Annotated in this window: 11 protein-coding genes and 1 pseudogene; 7 read left to right on the top strand and 5 right to left on the bottom strand. The window is 50.5% G+C overall.

What is annotated here, in order from left to right:
- Positions 1–36: 36 nt before the first annotated feature.
- Both ACKOVI_RS00310 and ACKOVI_RS00315 read left to right on the top strand, forming a co-directional pair.
- Complete coding sequence (locus tag ACKOVI_RS00310) at positions 37–1,827, top strand: AMP-dependent synthetase/ligase (RefSeq protein WP_509601677.1); 1,791 nt, start codon at positions 37–39, stop codon at positions 1,825–1,827.
- A gap of 71 nt (positions 1,828–1,898) precedes the next feature.
- Positions 1,899–2,507 (top strand): helix-turn-helix transcriptional regulator, encoded by a 609-nt coding sequence (locus tag ACKOVI_RS00315; protein ID WP_509601679.1) that lies wholly within the window; start codon positions 1,899–1,901, stop codon positions 2,505–2,507.
- On the opposite strand, the gene ACKOVI_RS00320 is transcribed toward ACKOVI_RS00315, so the two are convergent.
- On the bottom strand, positions 2,504–3,646 hold the full coding sequence (locus ACKOVI_RS00320; RefSeq protein ID WP_509601681.1) for a glycosyltransferase family 4 protein: 1,143 nt from the start codon (positions 3,644–3,646) through the stop codon (positions 2,504–2,506). The two genes, ACKOVI_RS00315 and ACKOVI_RS00320, sit on opposite strands and share 4 nt — an antisense overlap.
- Positions 3,646–4,662, bottom strand: coding sequence for a C40 family peptidase (locus tag ACKOVI_RS00325; protein ID WP_509601683.1), 1,017 nt, complete (start codon positions 4,660–4,662; stop codon positions 3,646–3,648). Before ACKOVI_RS00325 ends, ACKOVI_RS00320 begins: the two co-directional genes overlap by 1 nt.
- 103 nt (positions 4,663–4,765) lie before the next feature.
- Between ACKOVI_RS00325 and ACKOVI_RS00330 the strand changes: the two genes are divergently transcribed.
- Positions 4,766–5,284 (top strand): dihydrofolate reductase family protein, encoded by a 519-nt coding sequence (locus ACKOVI_RS00330; RefSeq protein WP_509601685.1) that lies wholly within the window; start codon positions 4,766–4,768, stop codon positions 5,282–5,284.
- Here the strand turns inward: ACKOVI_RS00330 and ACKOVI_RS00335 are convergent.
- On the bottom strand, positions 5,243–6,088 hold the full coding sequence (locus ACKOVI_RS00335; protein WP_509601687.1) for an EamA family transporter: 846 nt from the start codon (positions 6,086–6,088) through the stop codon (positions 5,243–5,245). The genes ACKOVI_RS00330 and ACKOVI_RS00335 overlap by 42 nt on opposite strands.
- Before the next feature lie 70 nt (positions 6,089–6,158).
- Between ACKOVI_RS00335 and ACKOVI_RS00340 the strand changes: the two genes are divergently transcribed.
- The 4 genes from ACKOVI_RS00340 to ACKOVI_RS00355 all read left to right on the top strand — a co-directional run bounded on the left by ACKOVI_RS00340 (position 6,159) and on the right by ACKOVI_RS00355 (position 11,382).
- Positions 6,159–6,749 carry a DUF3000 domain-containing protein gene (locus tag ACKOVI_RS00340; RefSeq protein WP_509601689.1) on the top strand — a complete coding sequence of 197 codons (591 nt, stop codon included), beginning with the start codon at positions 6,159–6,161 and terminating at the stop codon, positions 6,747–6,749.
- Positions 6,742–8,004: an HRDC domain-containing protein gene (locus ACKOVI_RS00345; RefSeq protein ID WP_509601691.1), complete on the top strand. Its 1,263-nt coding sequence runs from the start codon at positions 6,742–6,744 to the stop codon at positions 8,002–8,004. The genes ACKOVI_RS00340 and ACKOVI_RS00345 overlap by 8 nt, the downstream gene beginning before the upstream one ends.
- Positions 8,005–8,079: 75 nt before the next feature.
- Entirely contained in the window at positions 8,080–9,270 is a 1,191-nt protein-coding gene (locus ACKOVI_RS00350) for a thiolase family protein (protein ID WP_509601694.1), read from the top strand.
- Positions 9,271–11,382 carry a 3-hydroxyacyl-CoA dehydrogenase NAD-binding domain-containing protein gene (locus ACKOVI_RS00355; RefSeq protein WP_509601697.1) on the top strand — a complete coding sequence of 704 codons (2,112 nt, stop codon included), beginning with the start codon at positions 9,271–9,273 and terminating at the stop codon, positions 11,380–11,382.
- Here the strand turns inward: ACKOVI_RS00355 and dxs are convergent.
- Both dxs and acnA read right to left on the bottom strand, forming a co-directional pair.
- Positions 11,321–13,237 carry a 1-deoxy-D-xylulose-5-phosphate synthase gene (gene dxs / locus ACKOVI_RS00360; RefSeq protein ID WP_509601699.1) on the bottom strand — a complete coding sequence of 639 codons (1,917 nt, stop codon included), beginning with the start codon at positions 13,235–13,237 and terminating at the stop codon, positions 11,321–11,323. The two genes, ACKOVI_RS00355 and dxs, sit on opposite strands and share 62 nt — an antisense overlap.
- A gap of 15 nt (positions 13,238–13,252) precedes the next feature.
- Positions 13,253–14,018, bottom strand: a pseudogene (gene acnA, locus ACKOVI_RS00365) (aconitate hydratase); the annotation flags it as partial.

Raw genomic sequence — 14,018 nt, forward strand, 5'->3', positions numbered from 1 at the left:
TTCCTTTTTATACCTCTCACCGCTAGCGTTAGCGCCATGAATGAAATCACTATCCCGCCACTGGTTCCTGCCGCAACAGAAGGCAACCTCACCAACCTCATTGCAGAGCGTGCGTGGTTTGAGCCAGAGCGCATCACAATGTCTCGCCCACTTGGCGATGGTTGGCAGCAGCTCACCGCTCGCGAAGTCGAAGGTGACGTTCGCGCCGCAGCTAAAGGTTTGATTGCTGCAGGTGTCCACCCAGGCGATCGCATAGCGATTATGGCGCGCACTCGTTACGAGTGGACCATTCTTGATTTCGCATCATGGTTTGCAGGTGCAATTGTCGTACCTATCTATGAAACATCGTCTCCAGAGCAGGTGGATTGGATTCTCAACGATTCAGGTGCGGTCGCACTCTTTGTCGAGACTCCAATCCTTCGTGAGCTGGTAGCTCCAGTCCTTCCGCCACATACTCGTCACATCTGGACCATGACTGAAGATGTGCTCGAAGTACTTCGCACAGCAGGAGCACATATCTCCGATGCAGAGATTGATCATCGACGTCAAACACTGTCCCCCGACTCTCTTGCAACTCTTATCTATACTTCTGGAACAACTGGAAAGCCAAAGGGCGTTCAGCTCACACATGGCAACTTCCTTGCAGAGTGCGGAAATGTTGTACAAGGCGCCGCAGATCTATTCTTAAAGCCAGGTGGCTCTACGCTTCTCTTCCTGCCTGTTGCCCACGTCTTTGGTCGAATGGTGCAGATTGGTGCAATCTCAGCAGGCCTTCATCTCGCACATTGCGCCGACGTACAGGCTCGGCTACTTCCCGATCTCGCATCTTTTAAGCCAACCTTCGTTCTCGCCGTTCCACGTATCTTTGAAAAGGTTTACAACGGTGCAGAGGCAAAGGCTGATGCAGCTGGCAAGGGGAAGATTTTCCGCAAGGGCGCTGAAGTTGCAATCGCATACTCAGAGAATATTGATGCAAAGAAGTTTAAGCCCATGCTCGCGCTCAAACACAAACTCTTTGATCTCCTTCTCTACTCAAAGATTCGCCATACTTTAGGTGGTCGTGTAGAAGCTGCAATCTCCGGAGGCGCCCCACTAGGTGCGCGACTCGGTCACTTTTATCGTGGTGCCGGCATCACAATCCTTGAAGGTTATGGTCTTACTGAAACAACTGCAGGTGCAACTCTCAATCTCAGCACTGACCTTCGCGTTGGTTCTGTGGGCAAGCCAATTCCAGGCACGTCAATTAAGATTGCAGAAGACGGTGAAGTTCTTATTGGCGGACCTATCGTGATGCGCGGCTACTGGCAGAACGATGCCGCTAATCAAGAGGTTTTCCAGGATCATTGGTTTAGATCAGGAGACCTCGGTCGCCTTGATGAACAAGGATTCTTGTACATTACAGGTCGTAAGAAAGAACTCATTGTTACGGCTGGTGGTAAGAACGTTGCTCCTGCTGTGCTTGAAGATCGTTTGCGCGCTCATCCTCTGGTCAGCCAATGCATGGTCGTAGGTGATAACCAGCCATTTATTGCAGCGCTCATCACTATCGACCCAGAAATGATTAAGGGGTGGATTGCCGCTCATCACAAGACTGGCGCAACAGTTGCCACTCTCGTTAACGATCCTGATCTCAATGCGGTGATTCAGACTGCTGTCGATGAAGCAAATAAGGCGGTCTCTAAGGCGGAATCTATTCGAAAGTTTGCCATCCTCCCTGATGATTTCACCATTGCAGGGGGTCAGCTCACTGCAAAATTATCAGTCAAGCGACACGTTGTTGCAGCTCAATACGCAGATACGATCGCGGCTCTCTACGCGAAAGAGTAGGGGTATCACGCTTTAAAATTATCGTGTAGCTATAGGAGTATCTCCCAAACCCTTAAGGGAGGTCTGCTTCAGTGGCGACAGATCGATATAAGCGCACTCGCTTCTTGGTTGTAGGTCACAAGAAATGTATCCCTGCTGATTTGGAGAGCTTGCTGATTCACCACGGTGCGCAGTTGCAGCGTCATCTCACTTCTCTTCGCAGTACTCTGGCGACTCTTCGGACCGAGAAATTTGATTGCATATTTGTCGAGAGTGCCCTGGAAGACGGCGATGGTTTAATACTCGCTCCCACAATTAAGCGTTCTTCGCCTCGAACAATTGCGATACTCATTTCACACGAGAACAGGTGGGCCACCAGCGAGGCGGCAAGGCAGTTAGGCTTTGATGAGATTTTTCACCGAGATATGCCTGGTGCTTACATGTTTGAAGAAGTTGAAACCCTCTTACAGAAACTCTCACCAAGCACCAAAGGCAAGAGTGTGATCGAATCTAGAATCCATCTCCTCTCCATCCGAGAACGTGAAATCCTGATGGATATAGCTACCGGAGCGACAACTCGTGAAATCGCGATGAAGAGACATAACTCAGAGGCAACAGTTAAAAGTCATCTCACATCAATTTACAGAAAGTTAGATGTGCGCAACCGGGTCGAAGCAATAGCGGTACTACAGAATAATTAGAAGAGCGAATTAAAGCGCTCTGACCAATGGCGCCACTCCCACTCATCAATAATCCATTGTCGTCCGCGCTTTCCCATTGCTTTCGCTAAATCTGGATTTTCTAGAAGACGAATAACACCGGCAGCGACTACAGACGGGTTAAGTCCATCAACAGCGAAGCCAGTCTCACCTTCCAGAACCGCATCTGGTGCACCACCTGACAATCCCCCAATGACAGGAAGCTCACAGGCGCTTGCTTCAAGGTAAACAATTCCTAGCCCTTCAACTTCAAGACCAGCTAAACGTGAACGACTTGGCATAGCGAAAATTTCACCGACAGAGATAAAGCGAGGAAGTTCGCTGTACTGCACTCGACCTACAAAGGAGATGTGTTGAAGTACATTGAGCTGGATCGCCCGTTTGTGAATGTACTCAAGATGTGGCCCAACTCCGACAAAGAGAAGGTGTGCATCTGGAAATGCTGCAACAATCTCAGGTAAAGCCTCCACCAAAGTATCTTGACCTTTGCGATGAACCAATCTGCCGACGCTTACGATGACTCTTTTTCCGGCAAGATCTAGCTGATCTTTGAGTTGCTGCGCTGAATCGACTGGGGCGAAGTGTGAGGTGTCTATTCCTGGCGCAATACGCACCATTGATTCTTGTGCCTTCGTGGAGAGGGAACGTGAAATTGCGCTACGTGTGAAATTTCCTAGATAGGTCAAGGTATCGACATGCTTACCGATATTGCGAATAGCGATTGTAAATGGGAAAACCTTTGCCCACCAGACTTCATGACCGTGAGTAAGCGCCACAATTTTTGAAACTCCTGCACGTCGAAGGCCCTTCGCGAGTAACCCGAGCGGCGCTGCTGCTCCAAAAAAAGCCTTTGAAATTCCGCGCTCTTGCACGAGTGCGCGTACCGTGCGACCTACTCGAGGCGTAGGAAGGAGAATCTTTGACTTGTCTCTAATGACTTCAACGCCACAATCATGAAGCCACTTGGCATCATAAGCGCTTGTATCGCCCTGTGCTGATGTGTAGACAATGACGGTATCGCGAGGCATACGCTCAATGAGTCCAATGACGAAAGTTTCAATTCCCCCAGCACGAGGTCCAAAGTCATTTGTAATACAGAGAATCTTTTCCTGGGCTGCCATTAGAAACGACGTACCGCTACCAATCTCTTGGATCCAAGCGCCGATGCATCAGCAATCTTTACGCGAGAGCCAGAGCGAGGTGCATGCACCATCTTTCCGCCGCCGATATAAATACCTACATGAGATACCGGTCGACCAAAGAAGAGAAGGTCTCCTGGCTTCTTCTGATTAAATGGAATCGACTTTCCCATACGAGATTGGGCAGCAGATGAATGTGGAAGATTTACTCCTGCGCTTTGATAGGCGCGCATCGTCAGACCTGAGCAATCCCAGTAAGTCATTCCATCTGCACCGAAGACGTATCGATCGCCAATCTGCTTGAAGGCAAATTTAATGGCAAGTCCAGCGCGCCCAGAAATTCCGCCTAGTGATTTAGCCTGGGCAAGTGAGCTTGCCTGGTCGGCATCCTCTTGCTGTTGGGCAAGTTTTGCTAGACGATCTCGATCTTCCTTCTTCAGCTTTGCAAGGATAGCTTCTGCCTTCTTCAACTTCTCCTGCGCCACGGCGCTCTGTTGCGCAAGCTTCTTCTGCAACACCTTTACCTGCGCCAGACGATCTGCAACCGTCATGGATGTTGCATTCAGCTTCTGGGTCGCTGATTGGTACTTCTTGAGCTGAATTGATTTCTGACGTGTGATCGATTCGAGGGAACCAGCAGAGCTGAGATAGAGAGTGGGATCGCTGGAAAAGAGAAGCTCTAGACTTTGACTCAATGATCCGGATTTATATTGATTGACCGCGATAACGCCGAGGTTGCGCGAGATCGAGTCGACATTCTTTCCTTGAATTGCAGCTTGAGCTTGAATTCCATTGAGGCTGCGTTGCAAGGTCGCTAGCTTCACCTTCGCCTCTTGTGCTCCTTCAGCTGCAGCTGTCGCTTGATCCTGAAGGTCGTTGACCTGAGCTTGAATCTGAGCCAGAGTCGGAGCGGCCTGCGCTGCAGGAGGAATCAACCAAGAAATTGTGGCGGCTATAGCCACGGCGCAGGCGCGTAGAGCCAGCTGGCGAATTCTCATTAGGGAAGGCTAGCCAAGTAAATCTGCCAATCTCAACTCAAATTGTCGATTCACGCTGAAAATATGGTGTGAATCTCGCCCAAGGCGGGTTTATTCTTCCCAAATGACCGTCATCGCTTCATTTCTCCTGGGAGCAAATGGAGCCTCCACGCTTGACGGAAAGTCATCACCCCTATCAACACCGGCCGATCGTGTTCGTTTTTTAGCTCGACATCGTAGCGCCGGCGCCTTCATCATCGGCAAGCAGAGCGCAGAGATTGAAAGCTATGAGAGAACTTCTCAACCGATATTTGTCTTTACTCGGACATTGGAGGCTCTTCATTTTCCTCATCCACTGATGCAACAGGTCAGCGTTGAAAGAAATCTCGCGGAAATGACCCGCAGGATTGATCAACGGATTGAAGGAGATATCGTCGTGGAAGCTGGCGGTCAATTGCTCCTTGCCATGATTGAGGTCGGAGCAATCGACCTTTTAGAGCTCACTATTTCGCCCATTAATGGTGATGGCCACTTCATCGCACGGGATCAACTACTTCGTAACTTCACCATCATCTCCGATGAAGACGTTGCTGGAACGCGGTTACTGCAATGCAGATATAACGGCAACTCCAGTGACAGCTAGAACAATTCCGATGTACTGCAATTTATGTAATCGCTCATGCAAGAAGATATAAGCAAGTACCGCAGTAGCAATCGGATAGAGAGAGCCGAGAACCATTGCGATGGATACAAGACCCTTCGTTGTTGCAACGCCAAGAAGTAGATTGGCCGAAAAGTCAGCTACGCCAATGGCTGCAAGCAACGGTAAATCCTTTCTTGCAACTCCCCCAAAGCCCCTCGACTTCACAAAGTATGAAGCACTGACTACAAAAGTCGTCGCTCTCATCGTTGTCATCGTCATCAATGAACTCTCCTGCGAGCCGACAGCCATAAATGTCAGCGCCGCACCGAAACCACACGCTGCCCCGAGTGCAAGAAGGACGGGTCGAACTGGAAGGCCTTGCGAAATCTCTGGTCCACTTGCAAGAAACCCTCCGATGATTGCCGCTATGACCCCCATAGTGACGGGTGTAGAGAGTCGGTCACCGTCAATCACAAATGCAAAGAACAGTGGAATCAAAACGCTGAGCGAACTGATGGGAGAGACAACTCCCATGCGGCCAGATGAAAGTCCTGCATACAGGCAGAGCAACCCCGCATAACCAGATAACCCCGCAAGCGCTCCATTAACAAGGTAACCCTGTGAACTCATCGATGGAGAAATCCATCCACCCGAGATCAAAATAAGCACAATCCCACAGAGCAATCCGAAAGCTTGGTTGATTCCCAGAACCGCCATGCTCGGCAATCTCTTACTCAGATTTCCAGCGTGATAATCAGCACTACCCCACAAGAGACTGGAGAGAAGAGCAAGGAGGGTGGCCATAGGCGCACCTTATCGAATCTTCACCGCTGACCTCCCAGTAAATGGAGCCATTCATCTTTAGAATTGACCAGTGAATTCCCGCTCTCCTTTCTCTTTCGAATCCATGATTTCGATCATTCGAGAATTCACCCCTCGTGCAGAGATTGAGCTTGAAGAAGTTCCAGCTCCACAGAAACTCGCACAGTATTCCTTCGCATTTACAGCCGATGTGAGCAACGGATTATTCGGTGAACAAGAAGATGAACTTGCATCTGGTCGCTTCGTCATTTTGCACGAGCCAGGCGGACAAGATACGTGGGAAGGCGAATACCGCTGCGTGACATTTATGCGCGCCACAGTTGATTCGGATATGCAAGCAGATCCATTGCTACCTGAGGTCGGCTGGAATTGGCTACTTGATAGCCTGCAAGAGGCAGATGCTCTCTACAGTGCACCCTCTGGAACTGTTACACGAGTTTCAAGCGCATCTTTTGGAAAACTCTCTTCGCGCCACGACGAATCTGAAATTGAGATTCGTGCATCCTGGTCACCGATTTTAACTGCTCCCGAAGAACTCGTTCCTCATGTGCAAGCATGGTGCAACTTCATCAGTGAAGTTGCAGGTCTGCCTCCATTGGCGGAAGGCGTAGCTCCTATTAGTTCTGCTCGTCGCCGTGGCTGAACTTCTCACCGCGCCATATCTGGGGCTTCCTGAACTTGTCTCTACCCCAGAACAATTTGAAGAGATGCTCTCTCAGCTAGCTGCAGGAAACGGTCCGTTTGCAGTTGATGCAGAACGTGCATCGGGTTACCGATATAGCTCGCGCGCATACCTCATTCAAATAAAGCGTGCTGATGGCGGGTTGCACCTTATTGATCCAATTCCATTTGGCGTTGCTAGCCCATACTTTGAAAAGCTTAATCAACTCTGGCAAGGCGAAGAGGTAATTCTTCACGCAAGCACGCAGGATCTTCCATGTCTTCGTGAACTTGGACTCAATCCCTCAATCCTCTTTGATACCGAACTAGCAGGTCGCTTAATTGGTCTACCTCGGGTAGGTCTTGGTGCGCTTGTTGAATCACTTCTTGATATTGGATTGGCAAAGGAGCATTCCGCACAGGATTGGTCGGTGCGACCCCTTCCTGAAGATTGGCTCAATTACGCCGCGCTCGATGTCGAACTTCTCATCGAACTTCGTGATGAGATTGAGAAGCTGTTAATAGAGAAGAAGAAGCTCGAGTGGGCTCGTCAAGAGTTCGCAGCAATCTTGACTGCTCCTCCTGCGCCAAAACGTATCGATCCATGGCGACGCACTTCCGGCATGCATAAGGTGAAGAAGCGCTCACAGCTAGCGGTTGTGAAGTTGCTATGGGAGGCGCGAGATGATCTCGCCGCTCACCTGGATATCGCTCCCGGCAGAGTGCTCTCCGACTTGGCTATCTCCACCATTGCCTTGGCGAGTGATGCTTCACCAATTACGACCAAGCGCGAACTAGAAAAGGTGCTGCGGCCAATCGGCCTTCGTGCTCGTTGGTTTGAAAATACTCCCCGATGGCTCAACGCTATCGCTTCAGCTCTCGCTCTCCCGGAAGAGGAATGTCCTCAATCACGGAGCAAGAGCGATGTGCTTCCACCCATCAAGATTTGGCGCGATCGTTTTCCAGAGAAGTACATCCCGCTTTCACATGCTCGCTTTGAAATGGGAGTGAAGGCTTCCGAGCTCGAACTCCCCGTTGAAAATCTCCTCACTCCCGAGTTTTTGCGACAGATCTGCTGGCGCCTCCCAGCGCCTATCGAAGTGCCAGAGTTGCTGCGGCAGATGGGCGCTCGTGAATGGCAGATTGAGGTTGCTGCGCCCATTCTGATGCACGCCCTTGAGCAAGATGAGCCGATGGAGCTTCCGGAGCCGGAAGAGAGCGCTGAAGCGCCCGAATAAAAGTTCGCCTTCCTCGTAGCCATTTGGGCTACCGACGAGTAACCTAAAAGCCTCAACTCGTTGAAGGAGCCCCTGATGTCACGCACCGTTGTTCTCGTCGATGCCGTTCGTACGCCTTTCGGTAAATCCGGTGGTGCATTTGTGAATACTCGAGCCGATGACTTGCTGATTCGTGCCATGCGCGGTCTCATTGAGCGCAATCCTTCTCTGCCTCTTGATCAGATTGATGATGTGGCAATTGCAGCTGCAACGCAGACGGGTGATCAAGGAATGAATATCGGTCGTAGCGCATCACTGCTTGCAGGTTTGCCTAACACAGTTCCTGGTTACTCCATCGATCGTTGGTGTGCGGGTGCACTCACCGCAACAACAACAGTTGCCGGACAAATTGCTATGGGCGCAATTGATCTCGCTCTCGCAGGTGGTGTTGAGCATATGGGTAATCATCCGATGGGCGAACTCATGGATCCCAATCCCCGCTATCTTGCCGAGAAAATTGTTGATCCAGATGCAATGTCAATGGGTGCAACTGCAGAACGACTCCATGATCGATATCCATCGATTACAAAGGAGCGCGCAGATCGCTATGCATTTAACTCGCAGATGAAAACTGCAAAGGCATATGAAGAAGGCTTGATTCAGCGCGATCTCATTCCAACAGCTGCACGATCTGAAGAGCTTGGCTGGACAATCGTCTCCGCTGATGAGGGTCCACGTCCAACAACAACGATGGAAGGACTTGCAGGTTTAAAAACTCCATTCCGCCCAGGTGGACGTGTCACCGCTGGTAACGCATCTGGTATCAATGACGGTGCAACAATTGCACTCATCGCTAGTGAAGATAAGGCAAAAGAACTTGGCCTTCCTATCAAAGCGAAGATGGTGACTTTTGCATTTGCAGGCGTTGAGCCTGAAGTGATGGGCTATGGACCTGTTCCCTCAACAGAGAAGGCGCTTGCCAAGGCAGGTTTGAAGATCACCGATATTGGCGCATTTGAGATTAATGAAGCTTTTGCAGTACAAGTCATTGCCTTCCTTGAGCATTTTGGAATCAGTGATGATGATCCTCGCGTCAATCCTTTTGGCGGCGCAATTGCAGTAGGTCACCCACTTGCATCATCTGGTGTCCGTTTGATGATCAATTTGGCTCGTACATTTGAAGCTCATCCAGAAATTCAATATGGAATCACAACCATGTGTATCGGACTTGGCATGGGTGGAACCGTAATTTGGGAGAACCCGCACTTCACAGGAGGAAATAAATAAATGGCTACAGCTCTCGTACTTCCAGAAGGCGCTCCCGAAGAAGTCATCACCGTTGCAAAGGTTCGCGATGTTGATCTGACTCCCTTTGGCTTTAAGGGAATTCTTGCGCTCATTACTCTTGATAACGGACTCGACCACACCCGCCCCAACACATTAGGGCCTCAATCAGTTGCATCACTCGATGCGGCAATCACTGAAGCCCTCTCTCATAAGCCTGCAGCTATTGCAGTCACAGGAAAGCCATTTATCTTCGCTGCAGGTGCCGATCTCTCTGCCATGTCATTTCTGACAGAGCGCGAACAAGCCCTCGCTATCGGAAAGCTCGGACACGACGTCTTCCGTCGCCTAGGCGAAATAGATATTCCAACCTTCTCTTTTATCAATGGCTTGGCTCTTGGTGGAGGACTTGAGATTGGACTCCACTCCAAGTACCGCACTCTCAGCAAGACTGCCTTTACCGCACTGCCTGAAGTTTTCCTTGGGCTCGTCCCGGGATGGGGTGGTGCAACTCTGCTACCGAAGTTGATTGGTCCAGAGAAGGCTGTTCAAGTAATTATTCTCAATGCTCTCAATAACAACACCATGATGAAGGCGAAAGACGCATTGGCACTTGGCGTTGTTGATGCAGTATTTGAACCAGCTGATTTCCTAGAAAAGTCATGTGGATTTGCAGCATCCATACTTTCTGGTGCAACCAAGATTGAGCGCAAGGATTACAGCAACGATCCAGCATGGGAAGCAGCGCTTGCAACAGGAAAGGCAGCGGCGCTCAAGAAATTTGGCGGTGCAGATATCGCATCCCCTCGCAAAGCACTCGAGCTCATCGCAGCATCTCAAACCTGCACCAATGGCCAAGGTTTTGATGCCGAGGATCAGGTTCTTGCGGATCTCGTCATGTCAGATCCGCTTCGAGCCTCACTCTATGCATTCAATATGATTCAGAAAAAGCGCAAGAAAGTTGAAGGTGCCCCTAAAGCCAACCTCGCTCGCAAGGTCAGCAAGGTCGGTGTTGTGGGTGCGGGATTAATGGCATCACAGCTAGCACTTCTCCTAGTCCGCAACCTCAAGTGTCCAGTTGTGATGACAGATATTGATCAAGCTCGCGCCGACAAGGGCGTTGCTTGGGTGCACTCAGAGCTGGCTAAGTTGGTTGAAAAGAAGCGCATGAGCGCTGAGAGCGCACAACGCCTTGCAACACTTGTCACGGGTTCTGCAGACAAATCCGTCTATGCAGGATGTGACTTCGTTATTGAAGCAATCTTTGAAGAGTTATCTTTGAAGCAAGAACTCTTCAAATCTCTTGAAGCAATTGTCTCTCCTGAGTGCGTCCTGGCGACGAATACTTCATCCCTCTCCGTTGAACGTATGAGTGAAGGATTGAAGAACCCAGAGCGCGTTGTGGGCTTCCACTTCTTTAATCCTGTGGCAATCATGCCGCTGCTGGAAGTTGCACGCACGTCAAAGACCGATGATGCAACTACTGCGACTGCGGTTGAGGTCGGTAAGAATCTGAAGAAGACGATGATTATCTGCAAAGATGCGCCTGGCTTCGTCGTGAATCGACTTCTGACTCGCTTTATGGGCGAGATCACCGATGCTGTTGATGAAGGAACCGATCCAGCCGTTGCAGATAATGCAATGCGCTCCATCGGTTTCCCAATGAGTCCATTCGAGCTATTGGGTCTTGTAGGTCCAGGAGTTGCTCTACACGTCGCTGAGACTCTTCATGAGAACCTCGGCCCTCGTTATCGCATCTCCCCTACTATGCAGGCGATGGTCAAGGAAGGCGTGAAGACTTTCTATATTAAGAACGAAGATGGCTCTTGGGGTCCCAACCCTGCAGCAGTTGCCTTAATCCATAAGGGATCAACTCCATCTACAGCAGATCAAGTACGCGAACGTGCGCTGACAGCTCTGGCTCAAGAGGCACGCATGATGCTCGACGAAGGTGTTGTCTCTACACCTGCAGAAATTGATCTCTGTATGCTGCTAGGCGCTGGATGGCCGATGCACCTTGGTGGGATCTTGCCGTTCTTAGATCGTGAAGGAATTAGCGAGTCTGCGGCCGGTCAGCGTTTTCATGCTCCGGGAATTGCATCGGTACTGAAGTAGAGCTCCACTCTACAATGTCCCGCGCAATCTTCTGAGCAGTGATTCCTAGATCTTCTAGAATCTCACCACGCTTGGAGTGTTCGATAAACTCCAATGGAACGCCGATGCTATGAATTGCTATTTCAAGTCGCGCATCACGGAACATCTCGGATAGCGATGAGGCGATTCCACCGTGGCGGATTCCGTCTTCAATGACAACTACGCTCTTGTAGCGCTGCGCCATGGTGATGAGTGATGCAGGAAGTGGCTTGACCCAACGTGGGTCAATCACGGTGACGCCAACACCTTCACGATATGCCTGCGATGCTGCTTCAACTGCAAGCGGTGCCATTGCGCCGACACTGACGAGAAGAACATCTGCGCTCTCGCCACGATAGAGAACATCAACTCCATCGCGACTTTCAAAGGCAGGAATATCTGCCTGTACTGCGCCCTTCGGATAACGCAGGAGGGTTGGACGATCGTTAATCTCAAGCGCTTCAGCAAGTGCCTGGCGGAGTCGTGCGCCATCACGAGGAGCTGCAACCGCCAAGGTAGGAACGATTCCAGTAAGAGCCATATCCCAAATGCCATGGTGAGAAGGTCCGTCGTCTCCTGTCACACCTGCTCGATCAAGAATAAAGGTGACACCTGCTCCGTGAAGCGCAACATCGAGAAGCAATTGATCAAATGCACGATTGAGGAATGTCGAATAGACCGCAACCACTGGATGCAGGCCTGCATATGCCATACCTGCTGCACTTGTTACTGCATGTTGCTCTGCTATGCCCACATCGATTGTGCGTTCTGGGAAAGCTCTTTGGAACTTATCGAGGCCAGTAGGGCCTAGCATCGCTGCAGTAATTGCGACAATATCTTGACGTTTCTCACCGAGAGTTACCAGTTCATCTGCAAAGACGTCTGTCCAAGAAGTTTTACTCGCGTTAATAGGTAAACCTGTCTCAGGATCGACAATGCCCACTGCGTGGAATTTCTCGGCTTCATCGGCAATTGCCGGGCTATAGCCCCGCCCTTTTTCAGTGATGACGTGCACCAATACTGGCTCGCCGAATTCTTTCGCCTGCTCGAGTGCGCGATCCATCGCAGCAATGTCATGTCCATCAATGGGTCCGATGTATTTAAGACCGAGATCTTCAAACATGCCCTGCGGTGCCACGATGTCTTTGATGCCCTTCTTCATCCCGTGAAGAGTTTCAAAAATCGGCGCCCCTACAACAGGAGTCTTTTGAAGAACCTCCTTGCCCCAATCCAGGAAGCGCTCATAACCTTGGGTCATTCGAAGAGTAGAAAGATGCTGTGCAAGTCCACCGATGGTTGGAGAGTAAGAACGCTCATTATCGTTAACAACAATTACCAGATTGCGATTTTCTGCAGTTGCAATGTTGTTGAGCGCCTCCCATGACATTCCACCTGTGAGCGCACCATCTCCGACAACGACAACTACATGGCGATCTTTTTGGCCTGTCAGTGCAAAGCCACGAGAGATTCCATCGCCCCAAGAGAGCGCAGTGGATGCATGTGAATTCTCAATAACATCGTGTTCGGATTCGCGCCGGTTGGGATACCCGGCAATGCCACCCCGCTGACGCAGACCATCGAATTTATCTGCGCGACCAGTCACAATCTTATGAACATATGACTGGTGGCCAGTATCGAAGAGAACAAGATCCTTCGGGGAGTCAAAGGTGCGGTGGATTGAGAGCGTGAGCTCTACGACTCCAAGATTGGGGCCAAGGTGGCCACCGGTACGCGACACTTTCTCCACCAAGAAGGCACGAATCTCTGCACTGAGCTCTGCAAGTTGGGCAGGGCTGAGCGCTTTGAGGTCTTGCGGACCTTTGAGTGATTCGAGCATAGCGATGAGTCTAAGTCACCCGCGAAGAGAACGTAACACGAACTGCATGATGCCGCCGTGGCGGTAGTAATCAGCTTCGCCCGGCGTATCGATTCGCACCTTCGCAGCAAAGGTCCTATCCCCTGCAGAAACCTGTACCTCCTTAGGAATTCCACCTTCATTGAGGGCAGTGATGCCTGAGATCGTAAAGGTCTCTTCGCCAGTTAGGCCGAGAGACTGGGCGCTCTGACCGTTAACAAATTGCAATGGAAGTACGCCCATACCGATGAGGTTAGAACGGTGAATACGTTCGAAACTCTCTGCAATCACTGCACGGACTCCGAGCAGCGCTGTTCCCTTCGCAGCCCAGTCGCGCGATGAACCTGAGCCGTACTCCTTACCTGCAAGAATCACGAGTGGAGTTGATGCTGCTTGATAAGCAACAGATGCATCGTAGATAGTTGATTGCTCGCCGTTGTTGAGGAAGTTGCGAGTGAATCCACCCTCAACGCCATCAAGGAGCAAATTCTTCAAACGAATATTGGCAAAAGTTCCGCGAATCATTACTTCGTGATTACCACGACGAGATCCGTAAGAGTTAAAGTCCTTACGATCAACCCCGTTTGCTTCGAGGTACTTACCTGCTGGTGAATCGGCCTTGATGTTTCCTGCAGGTGAGATGTGGTCTGTAGTCACAGAGTCACCGAGGATTGCGAGGACGCGTGCACCTGCAATGTCCTTTACCGGAGTTGGCTGTGCAGGCATACCTTCAAAGTAAGGAGGCTTGCGAACGTAGGTTGAC

The organism is Candidatus Planktophila sp. (genome assembly GCF_046070465.1).
Taxonomy (GTDB): Bacteria; Actinomycetota; Actinomycetes; order Nanopelagicales; family Nanopelagicaceae; genus Planktophila.

Coding starts and splice junctions, on each gene's coding strand:
- ACKOVI_RS00310 (WP_509601677.1), top strand. CDS start 37: ATGAATGAAATCACTATCCCGCCACTGGTTCCTGCCGCAACAGAAGGC.
- ACKOVI_RS00320 (WP_509601681.1), bottom strand. CDS start 3,646: ATGGCAGCCCAGGAAAAGATTCTCTGTATTACAAATGACTTTGGACCT.
- ACKOVI_RS00325 (WP_509601683.1), bottom strand. CDS start 4,662: ATGAGAATTCGCCAGCTGGCTCTACGCGCCTGCGCCGTGGCTATAGCC.
- ACKOVI_RS00330 (WP_509601685.1), top strand. CDS start 4,766: ATGACCGTCATCGCTTCATTTCTCCTGGGAGCAAATGGAGCCTCCACG.
- ACKOVI_RS00335 (WP_509601687.1), bottom strand. CDS start 6,088: ATGGCCACCCTCCTTGCTCTTCTCTCCAGTCTCTTGTGGGGTAGTGCT.
- ACKOVI_RS00350 (WP_509601694.1), top strand. CDS start 8,080: ATGTCACGCACCGTTGTTCTCGTCGATGCCGTTCGTACGCCTTTCGGT.
- ACKOVI_RS00355 (WP_509601697.1), top strand. CDS start 9,271: ATGGCTACAGCTCTCGTACTTCCAGAAGGCGCTCCCGAAGAAGTCATC.
- dxs (WP_509601699.1), bottom strand. CDS start 13,237: ATGCTCGAATCACTCAAAGGTCCGCAAGACCTCAAAGCGCTCAGCCCT.